The sequence below is a fragment of the Bacillus marinisedimentorum genome, from assembly GCF_001644195.2.
In the GTDB taxonomy this organism is placed as follows: domain Bacteria; phylum Bacillota; class Bacilli; order Bacillales; family Bacillaceae_O; genus Bacillus_BL; species Bacillus_BL marinisedimentorum.
The window spans coordinates 79907-98163 of sequence record NZ_LWBL02000015.1 but is presented as its reverse complement, the minus strand read 5'-3'; the positions used below and the strand labels follow the sequence as shown (position 1 = coordinate 98163).

Here is an 18257-nt window from a genome sequence, read left to right as displayed (position 1 = left end):
ACCCTATTTGGATGAAGAGGCCTTCTGGTTTTCATCCTTTTTTTGTTTGAGCTTGCTGTTCTTCCGGATAAAATCGGAAATCAGCTTGTAGTATGCATTTGCCATCATCCATACGCTTTCCTTTTCGTCCTCGAAAAATTCAATATTATATCCGTCGAGGTTATTGTTAAGCGTCTTCAGATAATCTTTCAGGACGCTCGCACCACCGCCGACAAAATAACAAATCTCTGTCTGTGAATTTTTCTGCCATACATTGCGCAGGAATCGGTATTCCTTCTTGGCAAGTTCAAGAAGGATGCGGTCAGTAATATCATGAACGCTTGTCCGGCTGCCTTTCACCATGATATGATTTCGGTCATTTTTACGTGTGATGATATCGACAACATCACGTCTGCTGTCAAGTTCAACACCATGCCTTGTCCGGATTTCTTCACGGATGGCTTCAAGTGATTCTGATACGCCAAGATTGAAACCCTGAGCTTTGTCATCATCGACATTCCGGTTGCGGATGACGGCTATATCCGTTGACAGGCCGCCGATGTCCTGAATCAAGATACGCTTATCAATCAAATCTTTATTAATGATATTCAGTTCATTATCCATCACAAGGTTTACAAATGCGGCAAAACCTTCCGGATATACTTTCACTTCATCAAACTTAATATTCACCTTCAAGCCCTGGTAGCGGGGTGTGACAAGAAATTCGACCTGATGGACAGAGCCCAGGAGCTGGGAACGGTATCCCACATCCTTTCCTTCTTTCACTTCTCTGAGCGGCAGCCCGGTTCCGAGTGTATAGTTGGCGTCAAACACTTTATTTGAACTGCTGGAGCCTTTTCCGCCTTCTTCTCTTACAGCGTCAAGTGCAAGGGTTGCGAAAAGCATTACAAGTGTCTGATCTTCCTCGGATTTGCTGCTTCCTGGATCAAGTTCTGTTGAATTTGAACTTTTTGTTGCCAGGTTGCCGACACGGTAAATGGCATTGTTCTCCTTAAGGGCAGGGGAGTGGACCTTTATATGGATATTATCAATAGGATCTTTTTCATCAAGATCTTCGATGCCGATAACAGGACGGTCCTCAATATCTCTTGCAATCACATTAGGTATGTAAAGTTCAGACTCCAATTTGCCGAACAACGCTTTTACCGCATCATTGCCTACATCAATTGCCGCTATTCTTGAATCTGCCATCTATTCATCTTTCCTTTCTTTATTGGGGTTACTTATAAGTTTCGTTGATTTGGCATGTTTTGTCACGGTGAAAATTTTTTAAAACACTAAATAAGACGATAGTTGTAATCAAATATGTTTACAAACAATTCCGCACTGTATACAAGTATATAAAAACGAAAACTTGTATACAAAATTTGTATACATACCTTTGAACCAATATGCGTACATATATGTATACAAGTAAACGTAATTGTACACATAAAGATTACATCAAGTATACATGTAATCAATATTGTATACAAGGAAAAATTAATCCTTTTTCTTATAAAAAAACAGCCCCGAAAGAATCAGGGCTGGAATTAAATCGATATAAAGAAATCTGGAATGCTGCAAAAAAAGCCGTCGAAACGTGAAAAAAAGAGTATAAAGAAATCAAAATGAACCGATATATTTCATTTCTTCAGGAGACCTGTCGTCTGCTGTACCGTCAAGTATTCTATTTACGTCATTCAGAACAGCCTTAAGCGGGACAGAAATACCTGGCTGGCCGGTGAATTCCGCTGCGGTGTAAAAAGGCTGTGACAAATATGCTTCGAGCCGTTCGCCCCGTTTATAGGTTTCAGCTTCAGCCGTAGGAATCGTATCCACTCCTCTCGAGGTCGTGAAAAAACGGAGTTCCCGATAACGGCGCAATACCTTGCGAGCCCGTTGCTGCAGCAAGAAATGCTGCTTGTCGGTTTCACCGCCCTCTAATAAGACAGAGGTAGAAAGAAGCGGATTCAAAGCTGGGAATATTTGGCGTGAAGCAAGATCTGCGTCAAACTGGAGAAGCGTCTCTAGCGGGCCGTAAGGCAATTCTTCGTCTACCGCCTCCCCTTTAAGGTCCAGAAGAAAGGTCGTTACATAGTTAATATCCGCTTCACCAAGCCGCTCCTGCAGCAGGAAAGTTTCATTCGTTATAACATGTGAGCGGTCGGCAGCAAATATGACCCCCTTTGAGTCCCCTGCTTTCTTGACAGCTTCAAACACTTCATCGATCTTTTCACAACTCACATCCACTTCTCCGGCAATATCGTCAAGATCCGGATACTTGCCCTCAGGCCTTAACAATAAAGTTGTGTACCCTTCTTTTCTCATGACATGAAGAATTTCCGCAAGTACCACAATCTGTCCCATTCCGGGCCTGGCCACCAGGCCGGCTGTCCCTCCCTCAACAATCGGAGAAAACAAATCAACCACTTTAATACCGGTTTCAAGCATCGTAAAAGACTCCCCTCTAATAATTAATTCATCAAGACTGCATTCTGCAAGGGAGGCAAGTGCAGCAAGTGTGCGTACTTCTGCCCTCCCGATCGGCGTTTTGCCTGTAGTCAGATTGGAAACCGTTGCAGGCCGCAGCCCTACTGCCCGTGCTGCAGTCGTTAAATTCGGGACACGCTCACGCAATAAATTGACATTAAGTCTTAAGGTATCCATTTTCTTCCCTCCTCGTTATCCAGCATACACCAGTTTACTCTTAAAAGTAAATATAATTACGTTATAAAGTAAAAATTATTTTGTTTTTCAAACTGTGATGTGATTGTTCTAAAAGGGTGAACTATTTCAGCGGAGCGGGCAGTAATCTTTCTTTATTGATGACGCTCCTTTGTGACTTAACTGAGCCGCTGTTCCCTCAGGAGTCATGTATCTTTAAAAACGAGGGAATGGTGTAACCGATAAAATAGCAAATATAGTGGGAAAAGAGCCGTATGTGAACAACTGCCGGGAAATAAAAATGAATAATTATACATCCCGTGTTCTTTATAAAAAATAACCCCGTACGTCCCCCGCTCCTTGCACCCCCTGTTTTGTACCTCAACGAAAAACACCCTTGAAACGACTCAAGGGTGTACACCTCTTTTTCTTATTATTTCCTTAATGTTGCAATAAGGCGATGCTTATGAATAAGTAAGTCAAGTCCGTCCAAAATACTGTTTACAGCAATATTGCTTTGCAGCAATGTCGGGATGGCACATCCTTCTCTACCGGTGACAGCGATGGCAAGTGCTGCCACTGAAAACATCTCCTTATCGTTTGATCCGTTCCCTGCACATACTACCCCTTCAGCTCCCAATTCGGTTACAAACGCTCTCTTGCCAAGCTCCTGATCCGTTTTACCGATAATGTAAATGGATACAGGCAAATCTCTGCATTGCTCTCTGGCTGTGCCGTTTGTGTCTGCCGTAATGACATGGACCGAAAGTTTTTTGCTTAATGCTTCCAACCTTTCCTTCAGACCTTCAACAAGCATTCCATCGTGAGCAATTGTCCCGTTGAAATCCAACACTAGATGGTGTAAAACCAGTTCTTCTCTACCCGGGATATTCAGTGTTACCATGAAACTTCTCCTTCCGGCTCGCTAAATTTATCCTGTCTTTCTTTATTCTAAAGCAAATATACCAGAGTTGAAAAATGTATTTCCTTAAGCATGAATGTCTGTTAGTTTTTTTCTGATTTTGACCGACAGGCTTTTCCTACCTTTATTTATTACGGCAGAAAACCTGGACCAGAAAATGCCTTCTTCCACTAATTAGGTGTGTAATCCGTCCTGTTAAAGGGAAATTATAGGGCAGGTATTTTTATTTGAAGGAGTGGTTGAATGGCTCGAACGAATATGACCCTTATAGTACGCCTGGATATTGACAAGCAGCGCACTTCTTTCGGGGAAATTGCGACAGTCATTGCCGATAAAGGCGGTGATATGGTCGCAATTGATGTCATTAAGGAAAGCCCGCAGAAAACGATACGTGATATCACTGTCAATATAGCGGGAGAAGATCAGGAAGACCGGCTCGTGAAAACGTTGAACGCACTTGACGGCGTCACGGTCAAGCATGTTTCAGACCGCACCTTCCTTGTTCACCTTGGCGGCAAAATAAATGTGAATTCCAAAATGTCCATCGATAACCGCGAGGAACTGTCTCAGGTATATACACCTGAAGTGGCCAGGGTATGTCTCGCAATTGAAGATAACCCTGAGCTTTCAAATAAATTAACAATCAAGAAAAACTCGGTTGCCGTTGTTTCAGATGGTTCGGCTGTTTTGGGACTCGGCAATATCAAGCCGGAAGCGGCGATGCCGGTAATGGAAGGAAAAGCGATGCTGTTCAAGCAGTTTGCCAATGTGGATGCATATCCCATTTGCCTGAACAGTGAAGACACAGAAGAAATCATCGCGCATGTCAAAGCGATCAGTCCAGGTTTTGGCGGCATTAACCTGGAGGATATCGCTTCACCGAAATGTTTTGAAATTGAAGAACGATTAAAGAAAGAGCTTAATATCCCTGTCTTCCATGATGATCAGCATGGCACGGCGATAGTCGCTCTTGCCGGTTTGCTGAACGCTCTTAAGGTTGCCGGAAAAGATATCGAGGACTGCAAAATCATCGTGAACGGGATTGGCGCTGCCGGTATCTCGATTACGAAAATGCTATTGAAAGCCGGAGCTGTCAATATTATCGGCGTGGACCGCAATGGTGCGCTGACAAAGGATGAGACGTATGAAAATGCGATGTGGAACTGGTATGCGGAAAACACGAACCCGAATAATGAAAAAGGGCCACTTTCCGATATTATCAAAAATGCTGATGCATTCATCGGTGTATCTGTACCGAATGTGCTCAATGAGGCAGATGTAAAAAATATGGCAGATGATCCGATTGTTTTTGCTCTGGCAAATCCGAACCCCGAGATTTCGCCTGAAAAGGCCAGGCCGCATGTGAAAGTCATGGCAACCGGCCGTTCCGATTATCCGAACCAGGTAAACAATGTCCTTTGCTTTCCCGGCCTTTTCCGCGGTGTTCTCGATGCGCGTGCTACAGACATTAACGAAGAGATGAAGCTTGCCGCCGCACAGGCGATTGCTTCAACGATTTCCCCCGATGAACTGAACAGTGATTACATTATTCCTGGAGTGTTCAATGAAAAAGTGGTTGCGAACATCAGAGAAGCGGTAATGGAAGCTGCGTATGATACTGGAGTTGCCAGGAGGGAAAAGAAGTAAGGGGAACTTTTAAAGCATAGCGTTTTAACAATAAAACGCGGGTCCAGCCGTGTTTTCAGCAAACAGGCCGGGCCTTTTTTATATTTTTTTTGACGGGAGAAAGCCAATGGAAAACAGGAAGAAATGGTACAGAAAAAAAAGGACGATCGCTTTTATAATCGTATTTCTTGTTATATCGAGTGTTACGCTTTACCACAGGCAAAAACCTCTGCCCGCTGGTATGTCTTATGCCAGTCCACTGTACGAGATACAAGAGGACGACCTTCAATTCTTATATGATCTCACATATGAGAGAGACGGAAAAGAGGTGTATGATCAATCTATTTTCAATGAAGTCAACCGGACGATAGCGGAAGCTGAAGAATTCCTCATTTTGGACTTTTTTCTATTCAATGACTATTCCAACGGCGACCGGGATTATCCGTCCATAAGCGGAGACCTCCGGCATGCGATCGAAAAACAAATGAAAAAACATCCATCATTGAATGTCATATTCATCAGCGATGAAATCAATTCAAGCTACAATTCCCATCAGGCTGGTCACCTGGCTGCTCTGGAAGAGCGCGGTGCTGAAATCATTTATACGGACCTCAGTGAGCTCCGCGACCCAAACCATTTATACAGTGCGATTTGGCGGACAGGCTTTTCCTGGTTAGGGGAAAAAGGAAATGGGTGGCTTCCGAATCCATTTGGTTCCACCGCGCCTAACATCACATTACGGTCGTATTTAACGCTACTGAACGTTAAAGCCAATCATCGGAAAGTTGTCATCACGGAAGATGCCGGGTTGATTTTGTCAGCAAATCCCCATGATGCAAGCGGATTTCATTCCAATGTCGGTTATAAGGTTACCGGCCCAATCCTGAATGACATGATTGCAAGTGAAAAAGCAATTGCGGCTTTTTCAGGCGGCGACTTGCAGCGATTCCCGGAAACGGATCTCTCCTTTTCCTCCACGAATGGAAAAAGACAGAAGGAAGAAACAGCCCGAATCCGGTATGTCACCGAGCAGAAAGTGAGCGATTTAGCCCTGCAGGAACTTGATAATGCTGGCAAAGATGCTGTGATATGGCTGGGGATGTTCTACCTGGCTGACCGCGACATCATTCATGCGCTCCACGGTGCGGCCGCCCGGGGAGCTGACATCCGGCTTGTCCTTGATCCGAACCAAAATGCCTTCGGACAGCAAAAAATCGGCCTGCCCAATCTTCCTGTTGCAGCTGAACTCCAAACAGCGGGCTATGAAAATATCAGCATCCGATGGTATGACACAAATAAAGAACAGTATCATGCAAAAATGCTGTATATCGAAGACGGAAAAGAACGGTTTGTAATCGGGGGATCCAGCAATTTCACCTCCCGCAACCTCGACAATTATAATGCCGAGGCGGACATTGCTGTGTATGGAATGGACAGCTTCCAATTTTTCAAGGATGTCGAAGGCTATTTTGATAGAATCTGGAACAACACGGATGGAACGTACACAGTCGAATACGGAACATATCAGGACAAACTGACCCCGGTTAAATACATTTTTTATCTTCTGCAGAAAGTAACCCAGTTTACTACTTATTAAACGGAAAATTAACTCTCAAAATAGGGTGCGCTCATCTCCATCGTGAAGACCGTTACAGTTGATGCGTGTTGAGTTAAATTTTCTCAAAAAACACAGCCGTGCTTAGACACAAATATTCCGGCAATTATTTTAATAAAGCTCGTTCACCAGCATAAGACTGTTGGCTTGATCTGCATTATCAAATTAAAATTGGCTGCTTGGGCCGAAATACTTCCTTACTGTCATATCTTGCTCCCTAATACAGAACAAATGCGCAAGGCGCCCGCTTAGCGGCGTACGCATAAGCGGGGGTTCCCGCAGGAGGTGCTCTTTCCTCCCGGAGGGGACCACCGTTTATGACGATAGCCGCTCGTGCCTGGTGCTGGACGCTTCCCTCCTGGCTTTTTATCCACAACGCTTACATTTCATAATTTCACAATCCAAAAAGCCAATCCGGCTTATCCGGATTGGCTTCAATCGCTTTATTAGGAGTTTTTATTGTTATTGGCACGGGCGTTGCCGCCTTTTTCTCCGATTTCCTCGTAGAAATCATCACCATATTTATTGGAAGTTGTTTCTCCGCCTTTTTTACCGATTTCCTGGTAAAATTCCTTGTCATGGCTTTGAGAAGTGGCTTCGCCGCCCTTCTTGCCGATTTCCTCGTAAAATTCTTCTCCGTATTTTTCAGAGGTTGCTTCTCCGCCTTTTTGGCCGCCCATTTCGCCGCCTTTTTGGCCGATTTCCTGGTAGAATTCTTTGTCATGTGTTTCGGAAGTCTTTTCACCGCCCATGCGGCCTGCTTCGTTTACTGTCATATTTTTGTTCTCTTTATTGTTCTTAGCCATGATTCTCGTCCTCCTTTGGATAAGAATGTTTATTGACTTGTATATGTACAATAACCGGTGCAGGGAGACGTTAAACATTTTGTATAGATAAACTATCCTGTTTTTACCAGGAGTTTGCTTGGCCGCTTAATAGTAATGCAGATACCGTAAAACCTTCGTCAGCCGAGTCTCAATAGGCTTATTTCCACCTGGAACCCAAAACCAAATGTTATTTAAAGTTTTCCATCAAGTGAGAAAAAAATGATTTTAAAATAAAAAACAAAAACCAGGATCCTCCTTCCGGACCCTGGCCAATTCTTTTTCAATTTTTCCCACTTCAAGTCAGCCAGCGGAATCGCATAAACGTTACTGTCCTGACTTCCGGAAAATAGGGTTTCGTTGATGATGACCGGTCCGCCCGGTGCAGGCGGGCCGTCACCCTTCCTTTTATTCACGAGTGTTCCCTCATTTGCGTCGAGCACATATACATAGCCTTACGTATCACCGACATATACGAGACCGTCTTGCTTGAGTTTTCACGAATAAATTCATGCAGTGCCGGTTCAGATCTCCATCTATCTTTCCATGCCCCTTTATAAAAGGCCGCTGTTAAATCTCTTTGCCATGGCGACCGCCTCTTTGTCCTCAAGGATTTCACCAGGGGTTCTTGCTTTTCCGATGAGATATCCTTCAAACGAAGCGCCGAAAAAGTCAAAAATGTGGGTGAACTGCATCACGAGCGGTAAAGCCTTCAGCTTCGGGTTATCACCGCCTACAATGACGACATACATTTTTTTCTTCTTCATTTGCTCCCGGAAATTCACAGTGGAATCCCGCAATGTCTCACTAAAACGGTCAATGAAGTTCTTCATCAGCCCGCTCATTCCGTACCAGTAAAGCGGTGTGACAAATACTATTTTTTCATGGGAGAGCATCCGGTGCAGGATTTCATAATAATCATCCCCCACATTGGAAAATCCCTGCGGATCATGCCTCATATCTGTAATTGGCTGTATGTTTTTATCACGTAAATGCACTTCTTCAGTTTCCAATCCATCGATCATGATTTTTGCCAGCTGCTCTGAGTTGCTCTTCTCCCTCGAACTTCCATATATGACGAACATTGCCGCACTCCCTTTTTTATCCTATTTAACTGCTGGACCCAACACAAGTATGCCCGGAATACATTCGGTATGAAAAACGCCATTCCCTGCCCATCGTTCCCAAACTTTTAAATGTGCGCAAAAAAGAAAGCAACAGCAGCTGATAGTCAGCAATCAAAGTACCCGTTTTAAATAAAACGATAAGTCCAATTCAGTTGCAAATTGGACTTGTTAATTGCTGTGTATTTTGCTGGATTGTACTCGAAAACAGAACCCGCTGCTGACGGTTTGCTATTGATTGCTGAACATTCTATTTCCCGCCTTCTTCAAGTTCTTCTTTCATCTGTTCTTCCTGCTCTTCCACAATCACTTTCGTCACCATATCAATGAGATAGTGGTTCAGCCGGTCCTGCTCTTCATTGCAGACGGTCTCTTTCTCCTTTTCCATCCTTTCACCCCGCTGACTTCTTTTTCATACTTTTTCACCATATCCTGTTTCTATTCAGCTTTAAGAGAGCAGATGATTTATCTTCCGATGTTTAACCCGGCGGCCTCAAATGTGTTGCCACCCTCGATCGTACCTTCGTCAAACCCTTTCTTGAACCACTTCATCCGCTGTTGTGAGGTGCCGTGCGTAAAGCTGTCCGGGACAACCTGGCCCTGTGTCCGTTTTTGGATGGCATCATCGCCGACTGCACTTGCTGCGTTTACAGCTTCTTCAAGGTCGCCCTGTTCGAGAAGGTCCATTTCCCGAGCATGATGGGCCCATACACCGGCATAGTAATCTGCCTGAAGTTCAAACCTGACGAGGTATTTATTGAATTTTGTTTCGCTCATTTGCTGGCGGAGCGGCATGACTTCATTTGTCGTGCCGAGCAAAGTCTGAACATGATGCCCGACTTCATGCGCGATTACGTAGGCCATCGCGAAATCACCAGGCGCATTGAATTTTTGCTTCAAGTCATTATAAAAACTCAAATCAATATACAGCTTCTGGTCGCCGGGACAATAAAAAGGTCCCACAGCAGAACTCGCCGTGCCGCAGGCCGACTGAACGCTGTCATTGTACAGGACAAGGGTCGGTTCTTCATATGTCATTCCGTTTTCCCGGAATATTTCACTCCACACCTCTTCGGTATCGGCCAGCACGACTGAAACGAATTGTGAGAGTTCTTCTTCCTGCGCTGTTTCTTCATAAGGGGCAGAGGACTCATTACCGACTTGTGTCATGTTATTGAGCAATGCACCAGGGTCGCCGCCGAGCAGCATGACGACAACTAAGATGACGATTCCGCCGACACCGCCGCCGATTGCAATCGGCCCCCCCTTGCCTCTCCGGTCCTCAACATTCGAACTGCCTTTTCTTCCTTTCCATTTCAAACCAGATTCCTCCTACTCTTCGGATAAATGTCTCGATAACTGTCTATACCCGTGAACGGCCTTTTTATCTCCAAAAAAATGTTGATTTAATCTCCAATAGGTTCAGTTGACTTAGGAACAAATCAACAACTCGTACTTTAGTGGCTTAAAACATTCCATGAAACATATTAATAGGCTATTCTTGAGCTTATCCGTTTCTAATTGCTGTTTTTCTGCATCTATTCTGTATGTTTCTCCACGAAAACGGAACTGGTTATTTAAATGCATACTGGCTCTTTATGGAATTGTGGTGTAAATTTGTTCTTATAGGATAAAATTGATTCTTAATTACTTTTACAAAAGGAAGGTCGTTTATGCCGGAAGAAGCAATCACACGTTTGAATATAGAGGAGAAAGAGATTATTCTCATCCGCACTGCCCATGTATCGAAGCAAAGTGCCGATCAAGTGAAGGAAGTCATTGAAGCGGAGCAGCCCGACTCTGTATGTGTCGAACTGGATGCACAGCGCTATGAGTCAATCACAAACCAGAAGAAATGGAAGGATATGGACATATTCCAGGTGATAAAGGAAAAGAAAGCCACCCTGCTCTTCATGAATCTGCTCATCTCTTCTTTTCAAAAACGTATGGCGAAGCAGATGGGGATCAAGCCGGGACAGGAAATGATCCAGGGCATTGAATCAGCAAAAGAAACAGGCGCCGAGCTCGTTCTTGCCGACCGAAATATCCAGACAACATTTGCCCGTATCTGGCGTGGTGTCGGATTCTGGGGGAAAGCACGCCTGATGATGACCATTTTTTACAGTATTTTCGATAAAGAGAGCATTTCCGAGGAAGAAATGGAAAAGATGAAGTCCGAAGATATGCTCGATTCAATGCTGAAGGAATTCACCGCCTCTTTCCCGGAACTGAAACGCCCGCTGATCGATGAACGCGACCAATATCTGGCTGAAAAAATCAAACATGCGCCCGGGAAGAAAATAGTCGCTGTTGTCGGTGCCGCCCATGCACCCGGTATAACAAAAGAAATTCACAACGACCATGATTTGAAGGAACTGTCCAAGATTCCGCCAAAATCGAATGTGCCTAAAATCATCGGCTGGTCTATCCCGCTCCTGATTATCGGCATCATCGTTTATACGTTTATGACGAGCCCGGCCACGGGGGTGAACCAGACAATAAGTTGGATTCTCTGGAACGGCACCCTTTCCGCAATCGGAGCTGCTGCTGCTTTCGGCCATCCTCTTGCCATCTTGACCGCCTTCATTGCAGCACCGGTCAGTTCGTTGAATCCGCTCCTTGCCGCAGGATGGTTTGCGGGATTTGTCCAGGCCTATATCCGCCGTCCGAGCGTTGCGGACTTTGAAAGCCTGTCAGAAGATGTCTTTACGGTAAAAGGTTTCTGGGCCAATAAAGTGAGCCGGATCCTGCTGATCATCATTCTGACAAACCTCGGCAGTTCACTCGGCACATTTATCGGCGGGGCAGACGTTATCCGGATGTTTATTGAAAACGTTTTGTAAGAACGCCTAATCATTACAATTTTAAAAAGGTAATATAAGATACAAAAAAGAACTCGTCGATCGAGTTCTTTTTTTCATATAAATTGGCAGTTTGACGCAGTGGCCAATTTTAAGAATAAAGATAAGGGCTGCTGAGTTCTGCCTTAGCCCAAAAGCTCGCCAATCGGTGAATTTTCTTTATATCCGGATAATAGTGATGAAGCCGGTCAAAAGCAATAGATCCCAAAATAACTCTTTTTTCCCTATGATTTACTTGGACATACACAGGTTGGGCAGGATAAACCCAGCCGCATCCGCTTAAATTATTTCCAAACATGCTATTGACCCTCCTGTTGGAGGAGAGATTACAATAAATCCATAGACAGTCGACAGTCTTAAAAATAACTTGCCGGCAGGTGATTCAATGATCAGCATCGGGATGTTTTCAAAAATGAATAAGGTGACGGTCAAAACGTTAAGGCATTATGATGATATCGGCCTGCTTAAGCCCGCACGCGTCGATGATTTCACAGGATACAGATACTACTCCACTGACCAGCTGGTGCAAATGAACAAAATCATGAGCATGAAACAGCTGGGATTTACATTGAAGGAAATGAAGCAGGTATTGGATGGGGAAATGCAGGCAGAAGATATTCTACTGGAAAAAGAACGTGAAGCTTTGAAGCGAATCAAGATTGAACGGGAGAGGCTCGCTAAGATTCAAAGCATTTTAAAACATGCTGAAGGAGAGATGGACATGACGAATTTAGATGTAACGATCAAAGAAATTCCCGAAGTGACGGCAGCTTCCATGAGGAAACGGATTCCAGACTACAACGCACTCTTTTCTGTCGTACCGAATGAAATGGCGCCAGAAATGAAAAGGCTGGGTTGTAAAACGGCTTCACCGGCATATTGCTTTAACATTTATCATGACGGGGAGTACCGTGAATCCAATATTGATGTGGAAATCTGCGAAGCTGTTACCGAAATGAAGAAAGACACAAGTATGCTCTCATTCAAAAAAATAGCGCCAGTGACTGCCGCTTGCACCTACCATAAAGGGAGCTACGCTTCCATTGGCGAAGGGTACGCCCGCCTCATGAAATGGATGGAAGATAACGGCTACGAAATAGCGGGGAGTCCGCGCGAAAGCTTTATTGATGGAATATGGAATAAAGAAAAAGAAGAGGAATGGCTGACAGAAATTCAGATTCCCATCAAAAAGTAGGGTATCGTTTTCCGGTCCCGATTAATGCTGATTATTGATGTAAACGCATCAAACCCGCGTGCTTGCGCAGATGGACCATTGAGCCTTTTCAACCGTCTCATGCAGGTCTTGACAGCTCGTATTGGACCAGCACATTTTTCGGTGTTAAACCAGAACAGTGATCAAAATCTATACGAAATGTAACTTATGGGACAGGTTCCTTCAAACCTGTCCCTTTTTTATCATCTGTTATATTAGATAATCCTTTTTAAAATACTGCATTGGATCGTAAAGAGTTTTAAGATTATTATTGGGGTTTGCATATTTAGCTCACAAAAATGTTTCATTTCCTGTTTAATTTTCCAAAAATCAGGTAAAAGAACAGCGAAATTGTTTCACGTGAAACCTTTTTGAATGAATATCCTGTTGGCGAGCCTTCAGGCGAAGACAGACGCGCAGCTGCCCTGAATCCTTAAATCGGCCACTCCATCGCAATACTTCTTTGCTGATAATTTATTCTCCTATACGGTAAAAAAACTCAATACTATTCGGCCATCTTCCACTATATATAATAAGGAGGTGGGAATATGAAAACAATTGTAATCGACCCCGGGCATGGCGGCGACGATACCGGAGCAACTTATCGGGGTTATAAAGAGAAAGATTTCAACCTGGTTATCGCTTCCAGGGTAAGCAAATATCTGGAAAAAAATTATACGGTGAACGCAGTAATGACCAGAACAACCGACAGATCCATGTCCCTGGACGAACGAACTGATTTGGCGAATGAACTGAATGCCGATTTTTTCCTTTCCATACACCATAATGCTGCTGGCGGCAAAGGGTTTGAAAGTTTCATTTTCAACGGAGCAGTCTCTCCGGAAACGAAATACTACCAGAACATCATCCATTACGATATCATCACATCTGTAAAGACGCGGCATCAAGTGACAGACAGAGGAAAAAAGCGTGCCAATTTCCACGTGCTCCGTGAAACAAAAATGAGTTCACTGCTGCTCGAGGTGCTGTTTATAGACCATGCCAGGAATCTTGAGACACTGAAGGATCCCGCATTCATCGTAGACGTTTCAGAAGCTATCGCAAAAGGCACAGCCAGGGCACTCCGCTTGCATCCCAAACCGGCTGCGGCTGTTTTATATAAAGTCATTTCCGGATCTTTCAGAACTCGAAAGCTGGCTGAAGAAAGAAACAGGCTTCTCGCTGCTGGAGGTATTGACTCATTCATCACCCAAGTTGTGATATCGGGAAAAAACTATTTCCGTGTCCAGGCCGGTGCTTTTTCAAACAGGGAAAATGCTGTGGAGCAAATGAGGCGTCTGGAAAAAATCGGTATTGCAAATCCGTTTATCGTGACTGACTTACAAAAAGAACAGCCTCCTTCACCCAAAATAGAAACACAAGGCGGGGAACTGCTGTCAATCACAGGAGAAACACATTTATCAGCACGCCAACTTGATCAATATGCAAAGACGGTTAATCCGGATGCACCCGAACTTGGCCGGTTTTATATGAAGTATGGAAACATATACGGCATAAGAGCCGATGCCGCCTTCGCACAGGCCATTCATGAAACAGACTATTTCAGATTCACCGGACTTGTTGATAAGAAACAGAACAACTATGCCGGAATCGGTGCCACAGGAGCCGGTAATCAAGGTGCAGAGTTCAAAACACCTGAATCGGGGGTTCATGCCCACATCCAGCATTTGTACGCTTATTCAACTGTCAGAGACATTCCTGAAGGCACCTCTCTCGTTGATCCAAGGTTCGGCCTGGTCACAAGGGGGAGCGCCGAATTGTGGACCGACCTTAACGGAAAATGGGCGGTACCCGGCAAAAACTACGGACAAAAGATTTTACAAATCTATAAACAAATGGTCGGTCATGCGGCTAATAAACTCGCTCAACAGGAAAAGAGACTTGAAGCTCTGCTTGGCAGGTTATAATCCTTATTCTATTGGGTGAAACCCGGCCCTTCCACTGAATGGACCAAAAGCGCAAGGCGTACGCATAAGCGGGGGTACCCGCAGGAAGGTGATCTTTCCTTCCGAAGGGGATCACCGTTTATGACGATAGCCGCTGGCGCCTTGAGCTGGATGACTCCCTTCCCGTATCCGCAACGCAAAAATTTTAAAATTTCCTTAACAGCAAGAAAAACCGCGAAAGATCGATTCTCGTTCTCTCGCGGTTTTTCTGCTTGCTGTATTGACAACAAAATCTCACTTCTTCTCTCCTCTGCAGGCCGGAATGCTGCCAACGGTCAGCGAATCAGCTCAAACTCTCGATAAGTAAATAAACTCCGGTAAATAACAGGATGATGTAAGTGAAGATTCTAAAGGTGTCTTGGTTGATGAGCTTAAATAAATGCTGTCCCGCATACATACCAGCCGCTACAAGCGGCAGGGCTACACTGCTGGAAATCCAGACCGTTTCATTTGTTCCGGCAAACATGATCTGCATAATCAGGCTCATCAAGTAAATGAACAAGTAAAATGCAAGTGTCGTCCCCCGCAGCTTTTCTTTCTTCGTATCCGTTCCAGAAAAATAAAGCAGCAAAGGCGGTCCCGGCATCCCGATACTTGTAGTCAGGGAACCGGAAAGCCCGCCCGCCAGCAAATCCCTTTTCGTTGTCTGCACAATACGGAACTTAACGATCAGCATAACCGTCAAAAGCAAAATGACAATGCTGATTCCGAGCTTCAACTTCGTTATATCAATTAAAAGGAAAATGATGATTCCTGCCGGCAATCCTGCTGTGCTGCCGATGATGAGCCGCTTTAACACCCCAAAATCGATATCCCTGCTGATTTTTGCAAGTAAGGCAGCAGAAATAAATAATGATAAAATCAGATTGATTTGTATGGCTTCCTTCGGTTCAAACAGGAACAGGAGAAATGGCGTCGCCAGTATTGAAAATCCGAACCCCGTGCTGGTTTGCAGGATGGACGCAAGCAAGATAATGACCGTAAACAGAAATACTTCCAACCAAACACCCACTTTTTCCAATTCATTTGTTTCATTTAGTTTGATTCTAGCATTTTACTGTGTGATAGAATAGGTATGTATACCCCTGATGGTTTACAAGATTATTAGATAAAGTTGGAGTTGATCTTATGCAAAGAAATATAATGAAAGAATCAATAAATGAGATGATATCCGAACACTGGAAATGGCGGCTGGATCATGCTGCATAAAAAAGAAAATGAAGCAGCATCAGACAATCAATCATCTCTTGTACAAAGTTATATCGATTCCCCTGCTAAGCAGCAGGAGCTTTACCGGCGGACACTGCTCATTGTTGTCATTTCGCAAATCTTCGGCGGCGCCGGACTTGCGGCAGGTATTACAGTCGGGGCTCTGCTAGCCCAGGACATGCTCGGAACCGACCGTTTTGCAGGCATGCCGGCTGCATTATTCACGCTTGGTTCAGCAGGTTCGGCGCTGATTGTCGGGCGGCTGTCCCAGCGTTTCGGGCGCAGGCCGGGGCTTGCGGCAGGATTCATTACGGGCGGGATTGGCGCAATCGGCGTGGTAATCGCGGCCGTAACGAATAATGTCTTCCTTCTTTTTGCTTCATTGCTTGTCTATGGTTCGGGCACTGCCACAAATTTGCAAGCCCGCTACGCAGGCACTGATCTGGCCAGCGCTGAACAACGCGGAAAAGCAGTCAGTATCGCACTCGTATCGACTACATTTGGTGCAGTTGCCGGACCGAATCTCGTTGATGTGATGGGCAGCTTTGCTGCAGGAATCGGCATTCCCCCACTTGCCGGGCCATTCATTCTGGCAGCGGCAGCCTTTATACTCGCGGGTCTTGTCCATTTGATCTTCCTGCGGCCAGATCCTCTTGTCATCGCAACAAGCATGACAACTATCAGGGAATCTGGTGAAAACAATGTCTCCTATCTGGATTCCGTTGCACTTGCCTCAAACAAACGCGGTATCTTTGTAGGCGCCACTATCATGGTTTTAACCCAGATCGTCATGGTTGCGGTTATGACAATGACACCGGTCCACATGGGACACCACGGACATGGCCTGCGGGCGGTTGGCATGATCATTGGCGTCCATATCGGAGCCATGTACCTCCCATCTCTCGTTACAGGTGTTCTCGTCGATAAGTACGGCCGCATCGCAATGGCAAACGCCGCCGGGGTAACCCTGATTGCTGCCGGACTTCTCGCTGCTGCAGCACCAACAGACTCCCTTCTGCTCCTTACGATCGCACTTGCTCTGCTCGGACTGGGCTGGAACTTCGGCTTGATCAGCGGTACAGCACTGATTGTCGATGCGACCATACCGGCCACCCGCGCAAAAACACAGGGGTCGGTTGATGTTTTTATTGCTCTTGCCGGTGCGTCAGGTGGTGCACTGTCCGGCATCATTGCGGCATATACCAGTTATGCCATGCTGTCAATAGCCGGGGCAATCCTTTCACTTCTGCTTATCCCGCTCGTCATCTGGTACCGGAGCAATCCGGAATAGGTTGCTCATAGAAGGAGCCTCATTAATAAGCTGTCGTAATCACCTTGAGATTATGGTGATCACGACAGCTTTTTTTAACCGTATAAATTGCCAGCAAGGAGTATTTCGCAGTGGCCAATTTTAAGAAGATAGATAAGGGCAATGGATGGTTCATCCGAGAAAAATTCAACAAAGATAACCATGCTGCAGATGGGGCACTTATGAACGCTGACAAATTTATTTTCAGGGTAGGTTGCCTTCAAAGAGGGTAACATAGTTGGAGAGAAAAATTTGAAGTTCAGACGACGAGGGGGAATTCACATGACTCTTACCATCAGAATCTACTCCGATTACGTTTGACCATTCTGCTTTTTAGCGGAGTCTCCGCTTGAAAAGGCAATAAAGGGCAAAGACGTGAATGTCGAGTGGATGCCGTATGAATTGCGTCCTTACCCAAACGAAACGTTAGAACCCGAAGGAGATTATCTACAAACCACCTGGCAAAACTACGTTTATCCCATGGCAGATAAATTCGGTGTGAAAATTGTATTGCCTCGTGTCTCCCCGCAGCCTCATACACATCTGGCATTTGAAGGTTACCAATACGCCAGGGAACATGGAAGCGGGAGTGAATATAACCACCGCATGTTCACAGCCTTTTTCCAGGATGAACTGGATATCGGTAATGTAAATGTCCTTTCAAAACTGGCAGGTGAAGTGGGCCTTGATCAGCAAGAATATCGCCGGGCATTGGAGACCCGCAAGTATAAAGAGGCCCATCAAAAGGCTTTAGAGCATGCATATCATGAGGTGGACATTGAGGCTGTCCCCACTTTCATTATCGGCAGCACGACACTCAGCGGTGTCCGGTCGAAAGAAGAACTTAAAAGGATGATAGATCTTGAACTGTCAAAACAACATATCAAGAAAAACGGGCAATAAAGACCTTTAAAAAAGGCTCTGTTAAAGTTGGTTGTTGA

Annotated in this window: 17 protein-coding genes; 7 read left to right on the top strand and 10 right to left on the bottom strand. The window is 45.0% G+C overall.

The annotated features are described in order from the left end of the window. Window positions 1-3: 3 nt before the first annotated feature. The 3 genes from A4U59_RS04610 to A4U59_RS04600 form a co-directional block, all read right to left on the bottom strand. Complete coding sequence (locus A4U59_RS04610) at window positions 4-1191, bottom strand: ParM/StbA family protein (RefSeq protein WP_070120116.1); 1188 nt, start codon at window positions 1189-1191, stop codon at window positions 4-6. 414 nt (window positions 1192-1605) lie between these two features. Continuing rightward, window positions 1606-2649: a P-loop NTPase family protein gene (locus A4U59_RS04605; RefSeq protein WP_070120114.1), complete on the bottom strand. Its 1044-nt coding sequence runs from the start codon at window positions 2647-2649 to the stop codon at window positions 1606-1608. A gap of 430 nt (window positions 2650-3079) precedes the next feature. After that, window positions 3080-3550: an HAD family hydrolase gene (locus tag A4U59_RS04600; protein WP_070120112.1), complete on the bottom strand. Its 471-nt coding sequence runs from the start codon at window positions 3548-3550 to the stop codon at window positions 3080-3082. Between the two features lie 261 nt (window positions 3551-3811). Here A4U59_RS04600 and A4U59_RS04595 point away from each other — a divergent pair, with 261 nt between their 5' ends. Both A4U59_RS04595 and A4U59_RS04590 read left to right on the top strand, forming a co-directional pair. Further along, window positions 3812-5215 carry an NAD-dependent malic enzyme gene (locus tag A4U59_RS04595; protein WP_070120110.1) on the top strand — a complete coding sequence of 468 codons (1404 nt, stop codon included), beginning with the start codon at window positions 3812-3814 and terminating at the stop codon, window positions 5213-5215. A 106-nt stretch (window positions 5216-5321) separates the two neighbouring features. Further along, on the top strand, window positions 5322-6791 hold the full coding sequence (locus A4U59_RS04590) for a phospholipase D family protein (RefSeq protein WP_070120154.1): 1470 nt from the start codon (window positions 5322-5324) through the stop codon (window positions 6789-6791). Between the two features lie 464 nt (window positions 6792-7255). Here A4U59_RS04590 and A4U59_RS04585 read toward each other — a convergent pair whose 3' ends face one another. From A4U59_RS04585 to ypfJ, 5 genes are all read right to left on the bottom strand, one after another. Further along, window positions 7256-7615 (bottom strand): KGG domain-containing protein, encoded by a 360-nt coding sequence (locus A4U59_RS04585; protein WP_070120108.1) that lies wholly within the window; start codon window positions 7613-7615, stop codon window positions 7256-7258. A gap of 212 nt (window positions 7616-7827) precedes the next feature. Next, window positions 7828-8049, bottom strand: coding sequence for a hypothetical protein (locus tag A4U59_RS04580; RefSeq protein ID WP_070120106.1), 222 nt, complete (start codon window positions 8047-8049; stop codon window positions 7828-7830). A 138-nt stretch (window positions 8050-8187) separates the two neighbouring features. Beyond that, window positions 8188-8718 carry a flavodoxin family protein gene (locus A4U59_RS04575; protein ID WP_070120104.1) on the bottom strand — a complete coding sequence of 177 codons (531 nt, stop codon included), beginning with the start codon at window positions 8716-8718 and terminating at the stop codon, window positions 8188-8190. Window positions 8719-9007: 289 nt separating this feature from the next. Next, complete coding sequence (locus A4U59_RS21280; protein ID WP_157888135.1) at window positions 9008-9145, bottom strand: hypothetical protein; 138 nt, start codon at window positions 9143-9145, stop codon at window positions 9008-9010. A 77-nt stretch (window positions 9146-9222) separates the two neighbouring features. Next, window positions 9223-10077: a KPN_02809 family neutral zinc metallopeptidase gene (gene ypfJ, locus A4U59_RS04570; protein WP_070120102.1), complete on the bottom strand. Its 855-nt coding sequence runs from the start codon at window positions 10075-10077 to the stop codon at window positions 9223-9225. A gap of 353 nt (window positions 10078-10430) precedes the next feature. Between ypfJ and A4U59_RS04565 the strand changes: the two genes are divergently transcribed. Continuing rightward, window positions 10431-11600: a TraB/GumN family protein gene (locus tag A4U59_RS04565; RefSeq protein ID WP_070120100.1), complete on the top strand. Its 1170-nt coding sequence runs from the start codon at window positions 10431-10433 to the stop codon at window positions 11598-11600. Window positions 11601-11709: 109 nt separating this feature from the next. Here A4U59_RS04565 and A4U59_RS04560 read toward each other — a convergent pair whose 3' ends face one another. Continuing rightward, a complete protein-coding gene (locus A4U59_RS04560; protein WP_070120098.1) occupies window positions 11710-11916 on the bottom strand; it encodes a hypothetical protein in 207 nt (68 codons plus the stop codon). 87 nt (window positions 11917-12003) lie between these two features. Between A4U59_RS04560 and A4U59_RS04555 the strand changes: the two genes are divergently transcribed. Continuing rightward, window positions 12004-12813, top strand: a complete 810-nt coding sequence (locus tag A4U59_RS04555; protein WP_070120096.1) for a MerR family transcriptional regulator — start codon at window positions 12004-12006, stop codon at window positions 12811-12813. 566 nt (window positions 12814-13379) lie between these two features. Further along, the gene (locus A4U59_RS04550) at window positions 13380-14759 is read left to right on the top strand and encodes an N-acetylmuramoyl-L-alanine amidase (protein ID WP_070120094.1); all 1380 of its coding nucleotides are present in this window, start codon (window positions 13380-13382) and stop codon (window positions 14757-14759) included. Between the two features lie 322 nt (window positions 14760-15081). Here the strand turns inward: A4U59_RS04550 and A4U59_RS04540 are convergent, their stop codons facing one another. Continuing rightward, window positions 15082-15798: a sulfite exporter TauE/SafE family protein gene (locus tag A4U59_RS04540; protein ID WP_070120090.1), complete on the bottom strand. Its 717-nt coding sequence runs from the start codon at window positions 15796-15798 to the stop codon at window positions 15082-15084. 198 nt (window positions 15799-15996) lie between these two features. Here A4U59_RS04540 and A4U59_RS04535 point away from each other — a divergent pair, with 198 nt between their 5' ends. Together A4U59_RS04535 and A4U59_RS04530 are read left to right on the top strand one after the other, a co-directional pair. Continuing rightward, window positions 15997-17298, top strand: a complete 1302-nt coding sequence (locus tag A4U59_RS04535; RefSeq protein WP_070120089.1) for an MFS transporter — start codon at window positions 15997-15999, stop codon at window positions 17296-17298. Between the two features lie 300 nt (window positions 17299-17598). After that, a complete protein-coding gene (locus A4U59_RS04530; protein WP_083270656.1) occupies window positions 17599-18219 on the top strand; it encodes a DsbA family oxidoreductase in 621 nt (206 codons plus the stop codon). Window positions 18220-18257: the final 38 nt, after the last annotated feature.